General features: G+C 61.4%; 19 protein-coding genes. 15 read left to right on the forward strand and 4 right to left on the reverse strand.

Annotation, left to right across the window (positions count from 1 at the left end):
• Positions 1 to 398: 398 nt before the first annotated feature.
• Positions 399 to 1,496 carry a glutamate-cysteine ligase family protein gene (locus GS429_RS12770; protein ID WP_160065738.1) on the forward strand — a complete coding sequence of 366 codons (1,098 nt, stop codon included), beginning with the start codon at positions 399 to 401 and terminating at the stop codon, positions 1,494 to 1,496.
• A gap of 75 nt (positions 1,497 to 1,571) precedes the next feature.
• On the opposite strand, the gene GS429_RS12775 is transcribed toward GS429_RS12770, so the two are convergent.
• Both GS429_RS12775 and GS429_RS12780 read right to left on the reverse strand, forming a co-directional pair.
• Positions 1,572 to 2,435 carry an ABC transporter permease gene (locus tag GS429_RS12775; RefSeq protein WP_160065739.1) on the reverse strand — a complete coding sequence of 288 codons (864 nt, stop codon included), beginning with the start codon at positions 2,433 to 2,435 and terminating at the stop codon, positions 1,572 to 1,574.
• A 136-nt stretch (positions 2,436 to 2,571) separates the two neighbouring features.
• On the reverse strand, positions 2,572 to 3,141 hold the full coding sequence (locus GS429_RS12780) for a DUF6789 family protein (RefSeq protein ID WP_160065740.1): 570 nt from the start codon (positions 3,139 to 3,141) through the stop codon (positions 2,572 to 2,574).
• Positions 3,142 to 3,560: 419 nt separating this feature from the next.
• Here GS429_RS12780 and GS429_RS12785 point away from each other — a divergent pair, with 419 nt between their 5' ends.
• The 4 genes from GS429_RS12785 to GS429_RS21875 all read left to right on the forward strand — a co-directional run bounded on the left by GS429_RS12785 (position 3,561) and on the right by GS429_RS21875 (position 6,905).
• Entirely contained in the window at positions 3,561 to 5,051 is a 1,491-nt protein-coding gene (locus GS429_RS12785) for an ATP-binding response regulator (protein ID WP_160065742.1), read from the forward strand.
• 73 nt (positions 5,052 to 5,124) lie between these two features.
• On the forward strand, positions 5,125 to 6,003 hold the full coding sequence (larE, locus tag GS429_RS12790) for an ATP-dependent sacrificial sulfur transferase LarE (RefSeq protein WP_160065744.1): 879 nt from the start codon (positions 5,125 to 5,127) through the stop codon (positions 6,001 to 6,003).
• A 250-nt stretch (positions 6,004 to 6,253) separates the two neighbouring features.
• Complete coding sequence (locus GS429_RS12795) at positions 6,254 to 6,610, forward strand: hypothetical protein (RefSeq protein ID WP_160065746.1); 357 nt, start codon at positions 6,254 to 6,256, stop codon at positions 6,608 to 6,610.
• Between the two features lie 157 nt (positions 6,611 to 6,767).
• Entirely contained in the window at positions 6,768 to 6,905 is a 138-nt protein-coding gene (locus tag GS429_RS21875; RefSeq protein ID WP_201294008.1) for a hypothetical protein, read from the forward strand.
• Between the two features lie 222 nt (positions 6,906 to 7,127).
• Here GS429_RS21875 and tatC read toward each other — a convergent pair whose 3' ends face one another.
• Positions 7,128 to 8,084, reverse strand: a complete 957-nt coding sequence (gene tatC, locus GS429_RS12800) for a twin-arginine translocase subunit TatC (RefSeq protein ID WP_160065747.1) — start codon at positions 8,082 to 8,084, stop codon at positions 7,128 to 7,130.
• Between the two features lie 143 nt (positions 8,085 to 8,227).
• On the opposite strand from tatC, the gene GS429_RS12805 reads away from it, so the two are divergent.
• From GS429_RS12805 to GS429_RS12815, 3 genes are all read left to right on the forward strand, one after another.
• Positions 8,228 to 10,579, forward strand: coding sequence for a twin-arginine translocase subunit TatC (locus tag GS429_RS12805; RefSeq protein WP_160065749.1), 2,352 nt, complete (start codon positions 8,228 to 8,230; stop codon positions 10,577 to 10,579).
• 340 nt (positions 10,580 to 10,919) lie between these two features.
• Positions 10,920 to 11,096, forward strand: a complete 177-nt coding sequence (locus GS429_RS12810; RefSeq protein WP_160065750.1) for a ribbon-helix-helix domain-containing protein — start codon at positions 10,920 to 10,922, stop codon at positions 11,094 to 11,096.
• 70 nt (positions 11,097 to 11,166) lie between these two features.
• A complete protein-coding gene (locus tag GS429_RS12815; protein WP_160065752.1) occupies positions 11,167 to 11,433 on the forward strand; it encodes a hypothetical protein in 267 nt (88 codons plus the stop codon).
• A 44-nt stretch (positions 11,434 to 11,477) separates the two neighbouring features.
• Here GS429_RS12815 and GS429_RS12820 read toward each other — a convergent pair whose 3' ends face one another.
• Positions 11,478 to 12,260, reverse strand: coding sequence for a 23S rRNA (uridine(2552)-2'-O)-methyltransferase (locus GS429_RS12820; RefSeq protein WP_160065753.1), 783 nt, complete (start codon positions 12,258 to 12,260; stop codon positions 11,478 to 11,480).
• Between the two features lie 522 nt (positions 12,261 to 12,782).
• Between GS429_RS12820 and GS429_RS12825 the strand changes: the two genes are divergently transcribed.
• The 7 genes from GS429_RS12825 (at position 12,783) to GS429_RS12855 (ending at position 21,729) form a co-directional block, all read left to right on the forward strand.
• Positions 12,783 to 13,052: a hypothetical protein gene (locus GS429_RS12825; protein WP_160065755.1), complete on the forward strand. Its 270-nt coding sequence runs from the start codon at positions 12,783 to 12,785 to the stop codon at positions 13,050 to 13,052.
• 210 nt (positions 13,053 to 13,262) lie between these two features.
• A complete protein-coding gene (locus tag GS429_RS12830) occupies positions 13,263 to 13,406 on the forward strand; it encodes a hypothetical protein (RefSeq protein WP_160065756.1) in 144 nt (47 codons plus the stop codon).
• A gap of 138 nt (positions 13,407 to 13,544) precedes the next feature.
• Entirely contained in the window at positions 13,545 to 14,288 is a 744-nt protein-coding gene (locus GS429_RS12835; protein WP_160065758.1) for a DNA polymerase sliding clamp, read from the forward strand.
• A gap of 387 nt (positions 14,289 to 14,675) precedes the next feature.
• Positions 14,676 to 18,602, forward strand: coding sequence for a S8 family serine peptidase (locus GS429_RS12840; protein ID WP_160065759.1), 3,927 nt, complete (start codon positions 14,676 to 14,678; stop codon positions 18,600 to 18,602).
• A gap of 69 nt (positions 18,603 to 18,671) precedes the next feature.
• Complete coding sequence (locus GS429_RS12845; RefSeq protein ID WP_160065761.1) at positions 18,672 to 20,054, forward strand: CARDB domain-containing protein; 1,383 nt, start codon at positions 18,672 to 18,674, stop codon at positions 20,052 to 20,054.
• A 340-nt stretch (positions 20,055 to 20,394) separates the two neighbouring features.
• A complete protein-coding gene (locus GS429_RS12850; RefSeq protein WP_160065763.1) occupies positions 20,395 to 21,075 on the forward strand; it encodes a helix-turn-helix domain-containing protein in 681 nt (226 codons plus the stop codon).
• A 330-nt stretch (positions 21,076 to 21,405) separates the two neighbouring features.
• On the forward strand, positions 21,406 to 21,729 hold the full coding sequence (locus tag GS429_RS12855) for a HalOD1 output domain-containing protein (RefSeq protein ID WP_160065765.1): 324 nt from the start codon (positions 21,406 to 21,408) through the stop codon (positions 21,727 to 21,729).
• Positions 21,730 to 21,840 lie beyond the last annotated feature (111 nt).

The raw sequence follows: 21,840 nt of genomic DNA on the forward strand, positions 1-21,840 counted from the left end.
GCTGCCCGCGCGGTCCCTCCGAGCGTGCCGGAGCGAGAACGGCACGGACGATCGTTCAGGCACCGCATTCTGTCGGCGGAGCGAGCGGTGGCAGGCGGCTGCAGGCATCGGCGCTTCAACGAAACGCGTTCAATGGAACATATCGAGCCGCGACGACGATCCACGAACGCTGCCGTGCCGCCTCGAGGGATACGTCGTCGTCGAACCGCCGCAACGTCGTCACTGTCGATGGCCGGCACCGGAACCACCTCCGAATGTCGACCGCCGCGCCGGATAGCCCCGCCGATACGGACTGCTGTACCGAATTCCCGGCGCAGCCACGCCGGCTGTGTGCGGGCCGGTATGACGTTCAGAAGACCGTACGACACCGCGACTGACGAGCAACTTCCATCTCGAGTATGAACACGAGCATCGAAGTCGAGTACTGGGTGATCGATACCGACGGCGAGCTCACGTCGCCGGGCGAACTCGCGGAGGTTTCCGAACAGACCGAGCGGGAGTTCGTCGAGCCGCTGTTCGAGCTGAAAACGCCGCCGTGCGAGACGATCGGCGAACTCCGAACGACGTTCGTCGAGCAGCTCGACGGCGTGCTCTCGAAAGCCGCATCGGTAGACAAGCGACTCGTTCCGCTGGGGACGCCGATCAACTCCGAGGAGATCGACCGCCACCCCGGCGAGCGGGGCCGTATCCAGAAGGAGGTGATCGGCGAGAACTTCGACTACGCGAAGTACTGCGCCGGCACGCACATCCACGTCGAGAAGCGAAACGTCACCGATCAGCTCAACGCGCTGATCGCGCTGGACGCAGCGCTCGCGCTGGTCAACTCCTCGCCGTACTACCAGGGTGAACGGCTCGCCAACGGCGCCCGCGCCTACTGCTACCGGAAGAAGAGCTACGAGGAGTACCCCAAACACGGTCAGCTCTGGCACTACGTCGACAACGTCGGCGAGTGGCACCGCCGGCTTGAGGACCGCTACGAGGAGTTCAAGCGAGCGGCACTCGAGGAGGGGATCGACGAACGGGCGGTCGAGGAGCACTTCTCGACCGACGACGTGGTCTGGACGCCGATCAGGTTGCGCGACGAGATGCCGACCGTCGAGTGGCGCTCGCCGGACGCCGCACTGCCGAGCCAGTTGCTCCGGTTGACCGACGAACTCGAGACGGTGATGGAGCAGCTACACCACACGAACGTCGAAATCGAGTCCGACAGCGATCCCAGAAACACTGGCCGCGTCACGGACGACGGCGTCACCCTTCCGGAGTTCGACGTCGCCTGCGACCTCGCCGAAGGAGCGATCCACGACGGCCTCGAGTCGACCAACGTCTCCCGCTATCTCGATCGGATGGGCTTCTCGGTGGACGACTACCACCCGATCTCGACGCGGATCGACGGCCGCCAGTACGTGACGAACAGCGACGCCCGGGACCTGCGTCTGGAGTACGCGAGTCGGCTCGAGGAGGACGTCGAGACGCTGGTACAGTCGATGAAAGTGTAAGCGTGATTGTGAGTGGAAGTGGAAGTGTGACTGGAGTCTATGGCGGATCCGAAACGGAGCCCGACGATCGGACGGTCAGACGATCCCGACGATGAACGCCAGCCCCATCCCGACCAACACGACGGCCGTGATCGTCGGCAGATAGGGCGTGTACCGTTCGATTCGTTCGCGGTGGTGCTCGTAACCCGCGATCAACAGCAGCGTCGGCAGGATGATCGCGACGATTACCGCGAGCGAGTAGACCAGCATCAGTTCGAGACAGAGCTCCGTGCCGGCACCGCTACAGATCGCCAGGATCTGCACGGGTTCCTCGTGGGCGAATCCGAGCAGTAGCGCCGTCGTTCCGAGGGCCATCAGTCCGCGTTCGGCGTGTTCTTCGGTCAAGTGTTGGTGACCGCCACCGCCCGGCAGCGCGCCACGAATGCGCGCTAAGAGGCCGCGGTCGTCCCCGTGTTCGTGGGTGTGGCTGTGCCCGTGGCCGTGCTCGTGCTCGTGGCCATCGGTGTGTTCGTCCTCGTGCTCGTCGTGCTGTCCCTGTACGTGAGGGCCGTCCCTCCCGCCATCCGTGTGGCGGGTGTGCTCGTTGTCTCCGTGGCCGTGTCCGTCTTCGTGGTCATCCTCGTGGCCGTCGATACCGTGTCCGTGCCCCCCAGTTCGGTACTCGTGGATTCCAAGCAGGATCAACAGCGTCCCGGCGACGTAGCCGAGCCACGGCCCGTCCGCGAAGTCGGCGAACGTGCTGAACCAGAAGTACGCCAGGACGAGCACGACACTACTGACCAGATGGCCGACCCCGAGGATCAGCGCCGCGAGGAAGCCGTACAGCCAGCGGCGCTGGCGGTTGAGCGCGTACGTCGCCGCGATCGGCCAACCGTGATCCGGCAGGACCCCGTGGATGAACCCGATTGCGATGACCGCGAGTACGACGCCGAGTTCCATACCGAAATACCCGCCCTTCGAGGGTTTACAGGTTGTTATGACCTGGTTCGGCGAGTCGTAATACGTCTACTAAGTATTGCTAAGACGGCGGCTACTGATGCTAACGATAAGCGAGAAAGGAGATTAAATTGTGAACTTAGTTCCCGTCATCGTACTCGTACTCCTCCTCCGGATCTTCGACACCCTCAGTCCGGGAACCGACCCACGCACCGAGCGAGAGTCCGTAGACGAGATGACCGGCGTGGAACAGCGCGAGTTCGTCGGTGTCGAGTTTGATTCCGAGCAGTTCTTTCAGCATGATCTGCGATCCGAACGCCGACAGCGCCATACCGTAGATCGACCCCCAGACGAGGCCGCGCTGCTCGGGTTCGATCGACCGTTCCGCATCCTGCAGCGCGAACAACGCGCCGAAAATCGCACCCGCCTGAACGCCGTAGGCGAAGTGCAAGACGAGTCCGGCGACCGGATGCTCCTCGGGATCGTCGCCGGTAACGTACTGCGACCAGAAGTTCGCCGACGGGGGCAGCGAGCGCAGGATCGGCAGCCGGAACGCGGTCATGATGATCGTGGCGACGAACCCCGCCTGGAGTCCACGGATCGCCGCGTACGTCGCGTGTTCGGCACGCGACTGCTCATCCATCGCATCGGGACCCTCCCGAGACTCGCTCGTCGCGCGCAACTGTCGTAATCGATCGGAGACGGACATGATACTCTCGACGATCCTACCACGAACAGTGACTTAACAGCCCGGCGTGCAGTGGACGGGTCGCTCGCGTTTCAAGCCATCTTGGACGAGGCCGGCGTCGTCGACGTGCGGGACTCGGGCCTGCTCGGCCGGGTCCACGAACAGGACGTCTGATACGGATTGCTGTAACTATAGGGATCAGCAGACTAGTTCATAGTTTCTCTCGTCGTGCGATTTTCCCAGTAGGTTGCTTTTCTCGTGAAGACCTCCGAAGATTCACGCTGATCCCTATATGTACCGCCGATCACCGACCACGTCCCTGGTGATCGGCGGTAACTGACTACAGTAAACCGTATGAGGGGCCTACCGCAGGGAAGCGATAACGATACGATTCACTCGGCAAATAGTTATTATATGGTCGCTTACGTATGGCGAGACGAATGGCAGCCCAGATTCGGGTGCTGATCGTCGCCGACGAGTTCGATGCCCTCGACCTGACGGAGTCGATCGGCAGCGACGATCAGTTCGAAGCGTCCACGACGTCCACCGCTCGCGATGCACTCGACCGACTGGCTGAGGACCGCATCGACTGTCTCGTTTCGGCGTACCGACTCCCCGAAGGGGACGGCCTCGAGTTACTTTCGACGGTCCGCGAGCAGTATCCCGACCTCCCGTTCCTGCTCGTTACCGACGACGGCTCGGAGGCCGTCGCGAGCGAAGCGATCTCACTCGGCGTGACGGACTATCTGCGAGCGACCGAGGGGTCGGCGCTGGCGAGTCGGATAACGGACGCCGTCTCCGAACATCGGGCCCGGGAGCAACGCCGGGACGATAGCAATCTGCTGGACGAACTCTTCGACCAGATCCCGATTCACCTGTTCGTCAAAGATACGGCGGGCCGACACGCTCGCGTGAGCACGCATCTTATCGACGAGATCGAACACGACACGAACAGACTCACCGTCGACGCGTTCACTCGATCGGAGATCATCGGCAACACCGACGTCGATATCGCCGACGGTGTGCACGAGCGAGAGGCCTACGCCGACGATATGCGCGTGATCGAAACCGGCGAGCCGATCCGCAACAAGGAGGAATACAGCCCCCTGGCCGACGAATGGAACCTGACATCGAAGGTGCCGTGGTACGACGAGGACGGCGACATCCAGGGCCTCATCGGTGTCAGTCACCGAATTACGGAACGGAAGCGGTACCAGCAGGAACTCGAGCGGCAGAACGAGCGGCTCGACGAGTTCACTCGCCTCGTCTCACATGACCTTCGCAACCCGCTGAACGTCGCGCAGGGCCACCTCGAGCTGGCGCGGGCTGACTCCGAGAACGAGGCGCTCGACATCGTCGCCGAATCCCACGACCGGATGGAGGCGCTGGTGGAGAACCTGCTGACGATCGCTCGAGAGGGAGAGGCGGTGACCGAACTCGAGTCCGTGCCGATCGCCGAGTTGGTCCAACGGTGCTGGCAGACCGTCGCGACGGGGACTGCAGGGCTGGCCGTCGAGACGGACGCCGTCGTTCGCGCCGATCGGCAACGGCTGGCCCAGTTGGTCGAGAACCTGCTCTGTAATGCGGTCGAACACGGCGCATCGGCCGCCCGCTCGTCGAACGCCGAGAACGCGGTGCCGAACGGCGGGACCGACGTGACGATCACGGTCGGCATCCTCGATACCGACAACGGGTTCTACGTCGCAGACGACGGTAACGGAATCCCGGCCGCCGAGCGGGAACGCGTCCTCAAGCGCGGCTACTCGACGAACGCCGACGGAACCGGCTTCGGGCTGTCGATCGTTGCACAGATCGCTTCGGCCCACGGCTGGACGGTCAGCGTGACCGAGAGCGACGACGGCGGCGCGCGGTTCGAGTTCACGGACGTCGAGTTCGTCGACGACCGCGGCGGTACAGCGCTACCGAACTGAGACCGCCGGTTACCTCTTGTACGGTCGAGTCGACGACAACGCGCTTTTGCCCGTTCGGTGTGAACAACGGGGCATGACTACGGTCGAGGCGAAACTCGAGGCCGCCCGGGCCGACCTCGCGGACCGCGACGGCGTGTTGATCGCCTTCTCCGGCGGGGTCGACTCGAGCGTCGTCGCCGCACTCGCCCACGACGCCCTCGGTGAGCACGCGGTCGCCTGTACCGCAAAGAGCGAGACCCTGCCCGAGGCCGAACTCGAGGACGCTCGAGCGGTCGCCGACGAGATCGGGATCCGTCACGAGATCGTCGCCTTCTCCGAACTGGAAAGCGAGGAGTTCGTCGAAAACGACGACGATCGCTGCTATCACTGCCGGACGATGCGGCTCGGCGAGATGCTCGAGACGGCCCGCGAGTTCGACATCGAGACGGTCTGTGACGGCACCAACGCCGACGATCCGGGTGCAGGCCACCGGCCCGGCCTGCAGGCAGTCGAGGAACTCGAGGTCCACTCGCCGCTGCTGGCCCACGATATCTCGAAGGGAGAGGTCCGCGAAATCGCCGACCGCTACGGCCTCTCGGTCGCGGACAAACCCTCGATGGCCTGTCTCTCCTCGCGCATCCCGACCGGGTTGGACGTCACCGAAGAGCGCCTCACGAGGGTCGAGCAGGCCGAAGCGCTGCTCCGACAGTGGGGATTCGAGCAGTTCCGCGTTCGCGATCACGACGGGCTCGCGCGCATCGAGGTCGCCCCCGACGAACTCGAGCGCGCGCTGTCCCTCGAGTTCGCCGAGACGGTGCGCGAAGAGCTCTCGCAACTTGGGTTCGATCACGTCACGCTGGATCTGCACGGCTACAGAACCGGGAGCGTGAGTCCCGAAAGCAACCAAACGGACGGGGCGGACGACGAACCGCTCATCGATGACGTCTTCGCCGCGGAGTCACGGACCGACTGATCGAACAGGTCCGTCGGCCGGCCGTCGCCGTGATGAACCAGCAGGAAATCGAGTTGGCGGCACGTCCGTCACCTCGATCCCGCCGCCGATTTCGACATTGTATCGATAGTACACGACCAGATGTACAAACGCCCACAATATAAACGAATATCGAGCGGTAAACCTACCATTGATCCAGGATATGAATCAGCGTCCGGTAATATTGCACATTTCGATACGAACGTAGCGCCAGGGTTAGTATCAGTTGCTGATGGACGCCGACGTGCCGCCCGAGTGGAGTACGGAAGAGTGTCGGACCTACACCCCGGCCGACACCGAGCGAGAAATGCAGTATCGGACGTACCGTCACGAGTCAGGAGATCTACGGCTCAAAGTCGCTCCGGCGTCGCTCGACGGTGAAGACCACCCCGGGTACGCCCTGTCCGCGACGAGTTATCCCGGCCTCGATCTATCCGAAACGATCCGTATCAGGACCCTCCTCACCTTCGAACGCTGCGATCGGATCGCCCGCCAGTTCATGGCCCTCTTTTCCGCCAGCTACGACGGCCCCGGCTCGCTCGAGGACGCCCTCGAGTACGCCCATCACCGAACGCGAGAGCACCGATAACGGCGGCCGGTCGGAAATGTGTCGTCCTCGTTCGACCGGGTTACACTGTTCCAGCGTACCACATACCGCGCGAGAGTTACACAATAACGATTTTTGATTGTTGTTCCTGTAACTTTCGTTGCGAAAACGTAAATAGCGCGAGTTCCAAGTGGTGTGTATGAGTACGATCGAACCCTCCGAATCGACAGTTGCTGAGACGACCGACCAGACCGACGTACCGATCTACCTGCCCGGAACCCCGACGCTTTCGTTTACGAGTCGCCTCGAGCGCGTCGTCGACGCACTGCGCCGATAACTCGACCGAGACAGGTTCGACGATAGCGGGACGGACGAATTTTTTGAGAGTCGATATCGAGACCGACGGTTTCGCTGCGTCTGCGCTGACGGGCGAGTGCGTTGTGACTGATGAGTGACAGCACCGCGAACACTACCGTCAGTATCTGTCGGATAATTCGGAAAACACACTCCCGCAGCGCCCGCGAATACCCGGTGACCGGTTGCGGACTGCTCGCGTCGACTACTCCCGACCGACCCACTTCAGGATCAACAACGTCCCTTCGAACAGTAGGATCATCGTGATCGCGACGAGGATGGGGGCCATCATCGTCGGATCGATCGTGAACATGAACGACAGGCCGAAAAAGCCCGCCCAGAAGTACAGTCGCTTCTGGGCCAGCCAGCGCCGCGTCGTCACGCCCATCATGATGGCGAGCATCATAAACAGCGGAATCTGGAAGACGATCGCGAGGAAGCCGGTCAGCGTGATGATCAGGTCGAAGGTCTCACCGAGCGCGTACGCGATATCCGCGCTCCCCTCGGCGTAGAACGTGAAGTACTCGAACAACACCGGCAACACGAGCACGTACGAAAACAGCATGCCCAGTCCCGCGAGCACGACGCTCATCGGAACGGCCGCGAGGTAGTACTTGCGTTCGTGGGGGTACAGCCCCGGTTTCATGAACTGGTAACACTGATAGACGAACATCGGCAGCGCGACCATGATCCCCAGCAGCGCCGAGAGCTTGATCCGTGTCAGCCACAGTTCGAGCGGGTGATAGACGTGCGGCGGCGGCACTTCTTCAGCGCCGTAGGGGAAGACGTTAAGCCAGATGTACTCGAGTGCGTCCGAGGCGAACAACAGGCCAAACGCCGTTCCGGCAGCGCCAAACAGCAACACCATCGCCAGCCGGAGGATCATCTCCTCGATGTGATCGGCCAACGGCATCTCCTCGTCGTCCGGCGGCGTCGAGATGCCGCCGACGTCGTCATCGGGATCGGGGTATGCGGGCTCGCCGCCTCCGTGTTCGGGGTGCTCACCGACGATACCCTCCCCGTCGGTTTCGACGGGCGGATTCGAATCGATATCACTCTCGGCGTCGTCGGTCGGCAGCCGCTCGTCGGCCGTCTCCTGCGGCTCCTCGGATTCTTCGACGGGGTCTTCGGCGTCCCCACCGTCCGCCGGCTCGTCCGACATCTATCGGGATATCAAAAGGCCACCGGTTATAGGCCTTTTTCTTACGAACACTGATCGAGAGTGACAAGGCCCCCGAAATCGCTGCATTCTATGCTGCCACTCGAAAGGTTGATAACCGGATGTCAGTTAGCCACAGGCAGTAAATGAGTTCTGCCGTCGGTGAGGATACGGCCAAAGCGATCACCACTGGCCGAGAGACGATCGGCGCGATGCTCTCGAGTGCGCAGACACATCTGCAGAAGGTGTTTATCGTCTTCGTTATCGGCTTCATCGGCTCCTTCTACGCCCTGCGGATCTGGATCTGGGACTTCCTTGAGGCGACGGCGAAAGCCGAGATGGCGCAGTTCGTGGCGGACCAGACCGACATCATCACGCGGACGCCGTTCGAGGTCATCCTCTTACAGGCCAAGATCGGGATGTTCGTCGGCGTCATGGTGGCCATTCCCGCCTTGCTGTATTTCTCGCGAGATGCGCTTCGAGAGCGCGGCTACGATAGCGTCGTTCCCATTTCTCGGGGGTACATAGCCGCCCTCGTGACGAGTTCGATCGTCCTGTTCGTGGGCGGCGTGATTTATGCGTACACGATCTTCTTCCCCTACGCCTTCGACTTCCTCGCACACAACGCCGTCAACGCCGGCGTCAAACCCAGCTTCGGTATCACCGAGTTCACCGAGTTCATCGCGTTGCTCACGCTTTCGTTCGGGCTCGCCGCCCAACTGCCGCTGTTTATGGGCGTGCTCTCGTATACTGAAATCGTCCCCTACGAAACGTTCCGGGACAAGTGGCGCCACGCAATCGTCGGCGTCGTCGTCTTCGGTGCGCTGTTCTCCCCGCCGGACCCCTTTACCCTGATCATGTGGGCGATGCCGATGGTCGCACTCTACATCTTCAGTCTCGGACTGGCGAAAGTCGTCACGAACATTCGCCGTCGCGGTGCCGCCGAAACGAACACCAGCGGCACGGCCCATTTCAAGCGCCGCATTCTCCAGTTTACCGGTACTCTGGGGATCGTCGCCCTGCTGACTGGCGCGTTCGTCAATCAGGGCGGGTTCGACTACCTCGAGGAATCGTTCTATCCGCTCCTGCCGTCGGGGCTTCAGCCCGGTCCGAGCGGCCCGGGCGGTCTCGAGGCCCTCGCGGCCGAACACGGCCTGCTCGGTGACGCCGCGGTCGGCCTGCTCGTGGCCGGCGGCGTCGGCTTCTTCGTCCTGCTTGGCTACACGATCAAGGTCTTGCAGGCACCGGTCTACCCACGCGAAGACGATATCCGGACCGCCGACGACCCCGACGAAATCGACTTCGAGACCCTCGCGGCCGAGGATATCGAGGACGTCCCCGCGCAGGTCTTCCTCGCGATGGACGAGGAGGAGGCCCTGGACTACTCCCGCCAGGCGATGTATGATGATAACCGGGAGAAGGCACAGGCGATCCTCAATCGATTCGATACCCTGGAAGCGGAACAGGACGGCGACGGCAGCGGCGACGGTGCATCGGCCGGAGCGAGCGCAAGTGGCGGGGACGCGGCCGCCGAAGACGCCGAAGAGGGCGGATTCTTCTCGAGTACCGCCGCGGGAATGCTCGATCCGTTCACCGAGGAGGAGACGACCGAGGACGACATCGGCGGCTACGCCTACGACCTCGCCTTCATCTTCCAGAGTCTGACGTCGAAGATGTTCCGCATCGTGGGCGTCTTCATGATCGTCATGGGCGGGACGTTCTTCTGGCTCTACAGCGGCGGTCTCCGGACGATTTACGAGCAGTTCCTCTCGGGCGTTCCGGACTACGTGTTGGTCGAGGTCGCCGAACAAAACGACGTCTCGGGTGACCCCGCCACGATGTCGACGGGCGAACTCATCGAGCAGATGGATCTCGTGATCGCGCTCCATCCGGTCGAAGTGCTGATCTTCGAGGTGAAGGTGAGCGTCCTGGCGGCGATCGTCACCATCTTGCCGATGGTGCTCTACTACGCCTGGCCCGCGATGAAAGAGCGCGGACTGGTCTACGGCGATCGGCGGACGTTCATCGTCTGGGGTGGCTCGATGTTCGGCGGATTCGCGCTCGGAACCTATCTCGGGTTCTACTGGGTCGCACCGGCGATCATCTCCTATCTCGTCACCGACGCGATCACCAACGGGATGGTCGTCTCCTACCGGATCAGCAGCTTCTTCTGGCTGGTGATCTTCACGACGATCGGTATCGGCTTCCTCATGAACATCATCGTCACGATGGCGCTGTTCCACGTCGGCGGGATCATCAGTTACCGGACGATGCTCCGTCGTTGGCGGCCCGTCGTCGTCGGTATCTTCGCCATCGCCGCGATCGCCAGCCCCAAAGGCATCCTGACGATGTTGCTGTTTTCCATTCCGATCGCGTTGACCTACATGCTGGGGCTGGCCGTCCTCTATCTCCTCACCGGCGGCGGCCGACTGTTCGGCGGTGGCGGCGGCGAAACTGCGTCGGAACCGGAGCCCGATTCCGGTGCCGTCCCCGAGTAATCCACCTGTTTTCTGTCTCTCGGTCTCCCGCGTTCATGCGCTCACGGTCGTCGTGCGATCACTCGCCCTCGAAGCCACAGCAACGACAGCGACCGAACTGCTCACGACGATTGCGGAAGCGGTCCAGACACGGACTGGTGAACTACTCCACGCTCTTCGTTCGCTCGCTGAGACTGTTGGACAGAACGACGTGAATCCGATCGTTTTGCTGGGGTCATCACCGTGGGCGACGATCCCGAATTCACGATCGGCTTCGTATGGGCTGCTCTCCGACAGTATGAGGATGGAGACACAGCCTGGAACAGTTAAGGGACCCCCTTCCCAACGATCACGCAGACTGATGCCAAAGATCAGCGTCGAAATTCCACAGGAACTACTCGAGGATCTGGACGAACACGTCGGCGACGACGGCAAGTTCGTCAACCGAAGCGACGCGGTCCGCGCCTCGATTCGGAAGACACTCGACATCTTAGACGAGATCGACGAGCGACACGACCGTCTCGAGGACGAGCGCTAGTCTAGGTAATAGGAATAGCCATCGGAAACTATGGAAGCTATTATGTACTGGTAGTACTCTCTCATAGCCCATGGCTCCACCGAACGCAGAACAATGGGACGCCGATGCGTGCACAATCGACCTTCCCGCAACAGCGGCGACCCAGCGCGTCCTCCACGAATCGGTCGGCCACCTCTACGACGAGCTCGCGACCGTGCGCGAGGAAAGCGACGGCGATACCGGCCTCTCCGATGAACTGTTCGAGCAGATCGAGGAGCTCTACGTCGCGACGGCGGAGGAGTCGGTCGCGAGCGTCGAACTCGCCTACGAACTCGAGGAGCGGTACACCTCGGAGTAAGTGGTCAACATCTGGTTACCGAACCGACGGACCTCCCAGCGGGCTCACTCGTCGTCGATCGGCTGTGCGAAGCCGAAGTTCGGCTTGACGTCCTCGACGCGAACGGTGACGACATCCCCGGTCTCCGTCGACGGGACGAACAGCCGGTAGCCCTCGACGGACGCGATTCCGTCACCTTCCGAGCCGACGTCGACGATTTCGACCTCGAGTTCGTCGCCCGATTCGACCGGTGCGGTGAGCCGTCCCTTCCCGATGAAGTAGATCTCGGACGATTCGTCGCGGCTCGCTTTGGGACTCGTCGCTCGGACGTACTGGAACTCGTCTTCGATGTCCGCTCGCAGGTCGTCGACGTCCGGCCCCTCGAAGACCTTCACGACGAAGTTGCCGCCGGTGTCGAGTAGCTCGAGTGCGGTCTCGAAGGCCTGACGGGCGAGATACAGGGAACGAGCCTGGTCGAGCGAGTACTCGCCGGACATGTTGGGCGCCATGTCGGAGACGACGACGTCGACGGGTCCGCCTGCAGCGTCGACCACTCGCTCGCGGGTCTTGTCCTCGGTCATGTCGCCGCGAAGCGTCTCGACCTGATCGGTCAGCGCCGGGTCCTCGAGGTCCATGATTCGCTGGAGGTCGACGCCGATGACGGTTCCCTGCGGGCCGACCCTCTCGGCGGCGACCTGCAGCCAACCGCCGGGTGCAGCACCGAGGTCGACGACGGTGTCGCGCCCGGAGATAACGTTCTCGAGATCGTCGAGCTGTTTGAGTTTGTACGCTGCTCGACTTCGATACCCCTGCTGTTTCGCTTTGTTGTAGTATTGATCTTTTGCCATGGTTCGTCTCACGTGGGTGTCTCGTGCCGACGGGGCAACGAGCGTTGACAGATCCGATCCGGACGACAGCGGCGAGTCGATAGCGGATCGGTCGTGTTCGTACCGTGGGTACGGGCCAGACGCGGAAAGACCTGCTGAAAACGGTCCTTGAAAACGGACCTCGAGTCGGACCGGGTCATCCGTACGCACCCACGACATCGTCCGGAACCGGGACAGCCTCGTCGGACCGCATTCTCGCTCGAGAGGAGGCCGCGTTGGATCCGTCATCTTCGGCGCGGGTTCGACGTTTGGATCTCTGGATCCACGTGGCGATCGGTTCGATCCATCACCGTCCGCGGTGTCGACGGGCGTTCCGATACCATCGTCGGTAACTGTCGGACACAGACTCGAGTGAATACCGGACGCAGACTCGAAGTGGCGGCCGAACTGCGGTCGCTGAAACCGATTCGAGATCCGAGGTGAGCATAGGCACATTCAGATTCAGGGCCTACCGTTAGGCACGCAGGCAGAGTCGGAGTACGCATGGCCGACAGTCCAGACGTCGAGATGGTGACAACGGAAGACGACTACATTCACGTCCGGTTTCGCGACCCCGATCGATACGACGAGATTCGAACGCCCGACTGGGCCGAAAACCCGGCTGAATCGGTCTCCGAGGGCAGCGAGGTACGAACCGGGAACGTCGACGGCGACGACGACTGGGAGGTAACCAGCGTGCTGATCGAGACGCACGTCGGCGAAGACAAAGCCGAGGAACAGGCCCGTGAAATCGTCGAGAAAATCGAATCCTAACGGCGTCATCGTTGCCCTCGAGCGGCCAGTTCGCGGCTAGTTGCGAACTCCGGGCCAGCAGTTATCCCCCCGAGGCGTGGACGCTCGATCGCGGGCACAGAGATCACGACGGAGGACGCCGGAAAGCGCGTCATCGACAGTAGCGGCAACGAAATCGGCGTCGTTACCGATGTCGACGCCGACGACGACCACGGGACGGGGACGGCCTACGTGGAACCGAACCAGGAGGGGCTCGGCGGCGAACTTAAAACCAGACTCGGCCGGGGAGCCGACGCCCAGAGCGAGTATCCGCTCCGAAACGACGCGATCGGCGAGGTTACCGACGGCGAGATTCGCTTACGGGACGAGTACTGACGACCTGCCGACGGCGATCACTGCGCCACAGCGCCGGCGCCGACCCCGCTACGGCATCCGCAAAATCGAAACGCCAACCGCAAATTTCTCAACCGTAAAGGGTGGCTTTTTATGCCGACCGTCCGTACCCCGACCTATATGTTCAAGGCCATCGTGAGCGCAGAAACGCTCACCAGCGCACTCGACTCGGTGAGTGTGCTGGTCGACGAGTGCAAAATCCACCTCGAGGAAGACGGTCTCGAAATTCGAGCCGTCGACCCCGCCAACGTCGGGATGGTCGACCTCTCGCTCGATGCGGCTGCGTTCGAATCCTACGAAGCCGACGGCGGGCTGATCGGTGTCGACCTCTCACGACTCGAGGACATCGCAGGCATGGCCGAATCCGGCCAGCTCGTCCAGCTCGAACTCGACGAAGAGACGCGCAAACTCCACATCCAGATCGACGGGCTCGAGTACACGCTCGCGCTCATCGACCCCGACTCCATCCGCCAGGAGCCGGACATTCCGGATCTCGACCTGCCCGCGGAGGTCGTCCTCGAGGGCAAAGACGTCAACCGATCGGTCAAAGCGGCCGACATGGTCTCCGACCACATCGCACTCGGCGTCGACGAAACTGACGAGTACTTCTACGTCAACGCGGAAGGCGACACCGACGACGTCCACCTCGAGTTGACCCAGGACGATCTGATCGACCTGCAGGTCGGCCCGGCTCACTCGCTGTTCTCGCTGGACTACCTGAAAGACATGAACAAGGCGATCCCGAGCGATACCGAAGTCACGCTCGACCTCGGCGAGGAGTTCCCGGTCAAGATCTACTTCGGCTTCGGAGAGGGACAGGGACAGGTCACCTACATGCTCGCACCGCGCATCCAGAGCGACTAATACTGTCGACTCGAGCACCGTTTTTCTCGCGTACTGATTACCGTAGAACACCGCTGGTTATCGTCGCGCGATACTACTCGCAGGTTACGCAGTTCCTGAATGAAGTCATCGGCCTCTCTGTTCTGTCACGTGACTATAGCCTTGATGAGATATATTACTGTTACACGCGTGTGCGCTGAGTGATGGTCACAGCACATGGGTTCCGTCGATTATCAGTGATCGAGCAGTATCGTCAAAAGTAGACATTCGTCTCCTAACCTAGCGTAGTCTCTGACACTCAGATACGCATCAGCTGTAGCAGTGGAATTCCAGTTTCAAGTTTCGTGTATATTTCCGTCGGCAATAACTTTATTACCTATTAATATCTGTATGTGACTGTCACGTTCAATGATACGTAAGCTCAGTTTATCAGCCGCATTCGTCGTGCTCATGGCAGTGATGATGGTAACGTCACCGATTGCCATGGCCGCGGGCGGCACGGCGGGCGCAGACGACGCAGACAGAACACAGGATTTCACAGTCGACGACGTCCAGACCCAATCCGGTGAGGACGTCTACATCGAATCGGAACTCGAGCAAGCAGCAGCCGAGGAGGACACCGTTGAGGTGTTCGTCCGCATGGATGCTGCTGAGTCGGAGACGTACGCTCAGGTGACTGGTGACGCTCAGTCAATGGGCGATTCACAAACGGCACTGAAACAGGAAGCCGAAATCACGCAGTCGCAACTCGAGCTCCATGCTGAGGAACTTGGCGATGATCTCGAGATCGTCAACGAGTTCTGGATTACCAACGCTGCGTTGGTCGAAGTCGACGCCGACCGCGTCGACGAACTCACTCGTATCGACGGTGTGAGCGAACTGCACCCGAACTACGAGGTCGAGATGGCACAGCCGGTTGCAACCGACGAACAAGCGTCTGACGACGTCGGACCAGCCGACCACGGCGAGACGACATACGGTCTGGACCAGGTCAACGCGCCGCACGTCTGGGACGAATTCGACACGACGGGTGAAGGCGTCACGGCCGCCGTCATCGACACAGGCGTCGATGCGGATCACCCCGAGTTCGAGGACTACGACGAGAATAACTGGGCCGAGTTCGACTTCGACGGCTCAGAAATCGACAGCGAGCCGTACGACGTGAACGGTCACGGTACTCACGTGGCCGGAACGGTTCTGGGCGGTAACGCGAGCGGACCGCACATCGGTGTCGCACCTGACGCCGAACTGTTGGCAATCAACGTCTTCCCGGGAATGCCCGAGGAGGGTAGTACCACGCTCTCGGCGATCGTCGCCGGTATGGAACACGCCGTCGAAGAGGGTGCTGACGTCGCCAACCTCAGCCTCGGCGGTGGCGGCTACGCCGGAATCTACATCGACGTAATCAAGAACGCAAAGGAGTCCGGCACCCACATCGTATCTTCCTCCGGAAACGACGGCCCTGGTAGCGAAGGCACACCCGCAAACGTCTACAACGGAACCGCCGTCGGAGCCAGCGATGTCGATCGCGATATCGCTGACTTCTCGACCGGTACCGAGATCGACACCCACGAGGAGTGGGGCTTCATCGCTCCGGAATCGTGGCCTGACGAGTACGCGACGCCCGACGTCTCCGCACCTGGTGTCGATGTCTACAGCGCCGTGCCGGGCGGTGGCTACAGTGATACGTACAGCGGAACCAGCATGGCAGCACCCCACGTCGCTGGGACAGTTGCCCTGTTGATGGCTCAAGACGATGAGCTCTCGCCGAGCGAAGCTAAGCCCGTCCTCGAAGAGACGGCTACGAAGCCGTACCACGAGGACATCAGCGGCAATGTAATCGCTGACGCTGGCGAGAACAATGAAAGTCTGTACGACGACGACGTCCGCGACATTCGCTACGGATACGGTATCATCGACGCCTACGCAGCGTCCGCAGCGATCGACGCTCAGTCGAGCGAGATTACGGGTAATGTCGTCGACGACGAGGGAGAAACTGTCTCGGAGCCGACTCGAGTAACCCTCGAGGAAGTCGACCGGGAGGTGACCTCTCAATACGACGGTTACGCGTTCGATGTCACATCGGGCGAGTACGAACTCACCGCGGCCGATGCGTTCGGATACAGCGACGGAAATGCTACCGTCTCCGTCGGCGAAGACGAGTCCGTTGAAGAAAATATCAGCGTCGAGCGCGAGCTTGACGTGGAACAACTTGGCTTCCAGCCCGATGAAGTCGAAGCCGAGGAACCCTTCGCTCTCGGGGTTCACGTCGCTCACCTCGAGAACCTGACCGTCGATCTCACTGACGAGTCGACGGTTGCCGAAGAAAACGTCGACATCTTCCTACTGGACGAAATGGATGACGCGGACCCCACAGAACTCGATCTCGGCGAAGTGAACGAGTTCGAGGAGCCGGTGTCCGGTCTCGTTAGCATCCACGTCGACGGTGAAGCGGGCGACATGTTCGCGTTTGAACACACCTTTGACGGCGTCAACAACGAACCGATCGACATCGAAACTGGCCCAATCACCGTCGTCGACGAGATGGAAGACCCCGAATCACTCGTGATTGGCGAACACGACCAGCTCGAGGAAGATCTCATCAGCAACCAGATGCGGACCGGTAACGTCACGATCGAGAATCCGGCCAACGAAACTCGGAACGGGACGTTGATGTGGGACCTCGAAGGTGTTGGCGTATTCGGAGACGAATTTGAGGTTGAACCGAACGGCGAACACGTTACTGAGATCGATCTGCATCTCGGTGACGACCCTGCACCATGGTCGTTCGCCTTCGGAGCAGGAGACACCGCCGAACAAGAGCTAACGCTAGTAGATGACACCGGTGAAGCCGATCACAAGGAATTCGAAACTGAACTCGTCACTGGATCCCTGAACGGGACCGTGACCGACGCCGAGACTGGCGATCCAGTCAGCGGCGTCACCGTCATGGCCTCTGACGGCTTCAACCTGATCGAAACTACTACTGACAGTGCCGGGGAGTACCACCTGCAACCAGACGCCCCCGGTGAGTGGCAAGTGATGGCCGAATCCGGAAGCTACGGTCCGATCCAAGACACTGTGACGATCAGCGAGGATCTCGATCCGGTCGAGCAGAACCTCGAGATCGGCACTACGCCTGAGTTTACCTTCACTGTTGACGAAGGTGAAGCGGCCTCGATTGGCCTCCCGGCCGACGTCGAGGGAGGTACGGTCGATGACGTCGTCCCGGCTGAAGCGAATGTCATCGTCTGGGCGTACGATACCGAATCGAACGAATGGGCATCCGTTAACGGAACCCACGAAGTCAGTGCGCTCGACGCACTGGTCGTGAGTGCCGCCGAAGAGACCGAACTGACGGTCGAGTTCGCCGGAACGCCGACTGCGGACGACACCGCGACACCAGTCGAACGGACCGTCGATGAAGGCTGGAACTTCGTCGCCCCGTCGACGTTCGACGATCCCGAAGCGGCCTTCACTAGCACGGAGGAAGTCCTCCGCGTTCAGCAGGTCCAAGACGAACCGCAGTCGGAAATGGTTCCTGACGGAAGCTTCAGCGGCGTAGAAACGTTCGACTCGAGTGGAGAGGTCAATCCGTTCGCCGGCTACTTCGTGTTCGTTGAGGATGACGGGACGATGGCCGGAGCGACCAACGACGGCATGACGCTCCGACAGGCGTACGACAACCTCAACTACAGCGACGACTCCTTCGACTCGATCGAAGGTACCGTGACTAGTACGGTGACCAATGAACCGATCGAAGGTGCCGAAGTGTCTGTCGAGGGAACGTCGCTCAGCGCGACGACCGACGAGGACGGACACTACACGATCCCGGCAGTGTTCGAAAGCGATGACCGACACGTGACGATCGACGCCGAAGGCTACGAAGCGAAGACGCTCGAGCCGTCCGCTGGCGAACTCGACGCCGAACTGCAGGACAAGGTCCACTTCACTGTCAATGACTTCAGCGTGGACGAGACCGATCTCGAGATCGGTGACGAGTTCGAAGTCACGTACACGATCGAAAACGAGGGTAGTCAGGACGCCTGGCAGATCGTCTCGACCGAGTTCGGTGACGCCGTCTCGGATGCCCGAATGAACGAAAGTACGTGGCAGGTCGACTCCTCAGGTATCGAACTCGAGGCAGGCAACTCGACCGAGGTCACCGTAACCGGTGAGGTCGGCGAGTTCATCGTGACCGAACCTCAGGAACCTCAGGAGATCGGCGTGTTCACCGACGATGACTCTGCAACGGTAGACATCACCGTCAGCGAATCGAGCGAATCGACGAGTGGAGAGACAGCCGCTGTAAGCGCAGCGCCGGTTGGAGCCTAAGCACCGACGGGATACTCTCCACGATCTCAACTAATCAATGATACAACAGACAACTGCGAGGTGTTCGGAATGAGCGGCACGCGGGGACGAGTGAGTGCCATCGCACTCGCGATAGTGATGGTACTCTCCGTCGTCGCCGTCGGTGCCGCTGCTCCGGCACTCGCGGACGAAGAGGTACCCGCCGCGTACTACGGTGAGGTGACAATTGACGGCGACCCGGCCCCCGAAGGCACGACCGTGACCGCCATCGTTGACGGTGAACAGCGCGGTTCCGTCGTTGTCGATGAAGCGGGACAGTACGGCGACACGACCCGCGATGCCGAGCGCCTCGAGGTGCCCGGCTCATCGGGCGATGGCGAGGTCACCTTCCTCGTTAACGGCGAGGAAGTCGAGACCGATCCGTCCACCGTCGAGTGGAGCTCCGGCGATCTTCAACAAGTCGATCTCGAGGCCGAAGACATCGGAACACCATCGTTCACCGTCGAAATCGACGAGGACGCATCGAACACGTCCGTCGAACCGAACGCGACCGCAACCGTCGTCGCCGACGTCGAGAACACCGGCGACGGACTCGGGAAACAGCCGGTCGAGTTCGCGGTCAACGACACCCTCGAGGACACCGTCGACGGCGTCCAACTCGAGCCGGGCGAAACCGAAACCGTCGCGTTCGACACCGAACTCGAGGGCGAGACGACGGTCGAGGCGACCGTGTCGACGCTCGACGACGAGGCGGCGGTAACGCTCAGTTCGGAGGACGATCCGGGAACGGGGCCGGGACTTCCGGTACCCGATCCGGATCCCGAGCCTGACCGACCCGACTTCGAGGTTATCGATGGCGAACTGAGCCAGAACGAAGTCGGAGTCGGTGAAACTGTCGAGGTAACCGCGACGGTCGAGAACGTCGGCGAAAGCGGAACCGACACCGTCGAACTGCTCGTCGATGGCGAGGTAGAGACACAGCAAAAGGCCACGATCGACGCGTCCGGTACCGCGGACGTGACGTTCGAGCTCACCCTCGAACAGGCGGGAACGTACGACGTCGCAGTCGGTGAACACACCGTCGGCACGCTCACCGTGCTCGAGGACGACCCCGACGCGTTCGACGTGTCCGATGTCCAGGTCGACGACACTGACCTCGAGGTCGGCGAGTCGACCGACGTCTCCGCGACGGTCGAGAACGTCGGCGACGAGGCGGGGACGTTCACCGCCGAACTGCTCGTCGACGGCGAGGTCACCGACGAGACGGACATCGCCCTCGAGGCCGGCGAAACCGAAACCGTGACGTTCACCGCGTCGTTCGACGACCCCGGTGAGTACGAGGTTACCGTCAGCGATGCCGACGGCGTGACGGTTTCGGTCGAAGACGACGATACTGACACCGTCCCCGGCTTCGGCGTCACTGCGGCGATCGTCGCCCTGCTGTCGGCTGCGATCATCGCGCGTCGACGGTAGCGCTACCGTCGCCGACGCACTTCGAAGACGGCTTTTCTTTCGAGAACTCGCGCCATCCGAGCAGTCTCGCCGATCTTCGGTGGGGACTCGGCAGCGACCGCGTCGTCAGATTGCGATCGGCTGATTCGCGATTCGTGATCCGTTATTCGTGATTCGACTGCAGAAGTCCCCGTCAGTGATTACCGTCGGCTCCGAGGACAAAACGTATCGATGCGGCGAATCCCGGCACTAGAGTGGCGCTGCACTCGAGGCTCGGGTAAACCGTCGTTACGCCGAGAGGGTTAATATTCCCAACCTGTGCCCTCGTATTTATTTGGGATGGTCTCGTCAGCCTGTGCAGATGGCAACACTGATCGAGTTTTCGGTGTCGGCCGAGGAGTTTCCGCTCGGTCAACTGTTCACGGCGATTCCGGAGGCCACTGTCGAACTCGAGCGCATCGTTCCGACGGACGGATCGGTGTTTCCGTACCTCTGGATCGGCGGCGCAACCCGGAGCGAGGTTGCGACGGCACTCGAGACGTCGACGGCGGCGGAGACGTTCACGCTAATCGACGAGGTCGCGGGCAGAGGGCACCTCGTTCGAGCGACGTGGGATCCGACGGTAAACGGGATCATCGGAGCGATCATCGAATCGGCCGTGACAGTGCTGTCGGCGACCGGGAAACGCCGACGGTGGCGGTTCACCCTTCGAGCAGATGATCACGCCGCAATCGGACGGTTTCAGGATTCCTGTCGGGAGCACGGCGTTCGAATCGACGTCTTGCGACTCCAGCCTCTCGAGTATTGTGACGGGGACGCCGAACTCACGGCGGCACAACTCGAGGCGCTCGAGTTGGCGTTCGAACAGGGGTACTTCGATGATCCTCGCCGGGCGACGTTAGACGAGTTAGCGACCGAACTCGAGATTACACGTCAGTCGCTGGCGGGCCGACTTCGGCGCGGGCACCGAAACCTGCTCGCTCGACAGTTCGGATTCAGCGAGCGGTCGATCGACGGGATTTCGTCGTCGGTCGCCAGATGATCGTGGCTGTAACTGGAGGTGATACTGTCGGACAGCAGTCAATACGATGTCGGTCGCGGATTCGCGGCCGTCACCGTCTGAGACGGCCGCAGTAGCGCGACCGATCTTCACGTCGTTCTGTTCGACAGTATGAGGACAATAGCCGTCGGCCACGTTATCCGGTAACTATCCACGATCATGACTCAGCGGACGGCTACTCGTCCGGCGAACGCTCTACCAGCTGGTGTGTGGCGGACGATCTATCAGCTGGCGTGTAGTATATGCACCATTATTTAAGAATATTACATAGTAAGGACACGACCTACCGGTCTCTCCACAGTAACACAGAGTATGCCCTCCGCGAACGACCCTGCAGACGCGGCAGAGACGCACGAGCCGAGTTACGTCGCGACGTTCGATCCGGACGCCGGCGAACGGGCGAGCGAAGCCGTCGTGACGGCAGTCGCAGCGCTCGTCGGCGCGAAACCGATCGAACTCGAACCGCTGTACGACGCGGTGGATCCGGACGCGCTCGATTCGTTGGTCGATCACGCACGACGTGTCGACGACGCCGGAACCCACGAACTCCGGTTTACCTACGAAGGGTTCGATATCGGCGTCCAGAGCGACGGCCAGGTCCGAATCCAGGACGCTTCTCTCGCGTCGAATTCGTAACTCGAGTAAGCGCTCGGTTCTCGGCTCGAGTCTCGTACTGTCGTCGAGGTGCTCCGTTTTAGACGGGGCGGAGTCGGGCGTTTTCAGTTTCAGTTTCAGTTTCAGTTTCAA

Origin of the sequence: Natronorubrum halalkaliphilum, from assembly GCF_009834785.1 — an archaeon.
Lineage (GTDB): Archaea > Halobacteriota > Halobacteria > Halobacteriales > Natrialbaceae > Natronorubrum > Natronorubrum halalkaliphilum.

Coding starts and splice junctions, on each gene's coding strand:
- GS429_RS12810 (WP_160065750.1), top strand. CDS start 10,920: ATGCCAAAGATCAGCGTCGAAATTCCACAGGAACTACTCGAGGATCTG.
- tatC (WP_160065747.1), bottom strand. CDS start 8,084: ATGTCGGACGAGCCGGCGGACGGTGGGGACGCCGAAGACCCCGTCGAA.
- GS429_RS12785 (WP_160065742.1), top strand. CDS start 3,561: ATGGCAGCCCAGATTCGGGTGCTGATCGTCGCCGACGAGTTCGATGCC.
- GS429_RS12820 (WP_160065753.1), bottom strand. CDS start 12,260: ATGGCAAAAGATCAATACTACAACAAAGCGAAACAGCAGGGGTATCGA.
- GS429_RS12840 (WP_160065759.1), top strand. CDS start 14,676: ATGATACGTAAGCTCAGTTTATCAGCCGCATTCGTCGTGCTCATGGCA.
- GS429_RS12780 (WP_160065740.1), bottom strand. CDS start 3,141: ATGTCCGTCTCCGATCGATTACGACAGTTGCGCGCGACGAGCGAGTCT.
- GS429_RS12795 (WP_160065746.1), top strand. CDS start 6,254: ATGGACGCCGACGTGCCGCCCGAGTGGAGTACGGAAGAGTGTCGGACC.
- GS429_RS21875 (WP_201294008.1), top strand. CDS start 6,768: ATGAGTACGATCGAACCCTCCGAATCGACAGTTGCTGAGACGACCGAC.
- GS429_RS12770 (WP_160065738.1), top strand. CDS start 399: ATGAACACGAGCATCGAAGTCGAGTACTGGGTGATCGATACCGACGGC.
- larE (WP_160065744.1), top strand. CDS start 5,125: ATGACTACGGTCGAGGCGAAACTCGAGGCCGCCCGGGCCGACCTCGCG.
- GS429_RS12815 (WP_160065752.1), top strand. CDS start 11,167: ATGGCTCCACCGAACGCAGAACAATGGGACGCCGATGCGTGCACAATC.
- GS429_RS12855 (WP_160065765.1), top strand. CDS start 21,406: ATGCCCTCCGCGAACGACCCTGCAGACGCGGCAGAGACGCACGAGCCG.
- GS429_RS12825 (WP_160065755.1), top strand. CDS start 12,783: ATGGCCGACAGTCCAGACGTCGAGATGGTGACAACGGAAGACGACTAC.
- GS429_RS12775 (WP_160065739.1), bottom strand. CDS start 2,435: ATGGAACTCGGCGTCGTACTCGCGGTCATCGCAATCGGGTTCATCCAC.
- GS429_RS12835 (WP_160065758.1), top strand. CDS start 13,545: ATGTTCAAGGCCATCGTGAGCGCAGAAACGCTCACCAGCGCACTCGAC.
- GS429_RS12805 (WP_160065749.1), top strand. CDS start 8,228: ATGAGTTCTGCCGTCGGTGAGGATACGGCCAAAGCGATCACCACTGGC.
- GS429_RS12845 (WP_160065761.1), top strand. CDS start 18,672: ATGAGCGGCACGCGGGGACGAGTGAGTGCCATCGCACTCGCGATAGTG.
- GS429_RS12850 (WP_160065763.1), top strand. CDS start 20,395: ATGGCAACACTGATCGAGTTTTCGGTGTCGGCCGAGGAGTTTCCGCTC.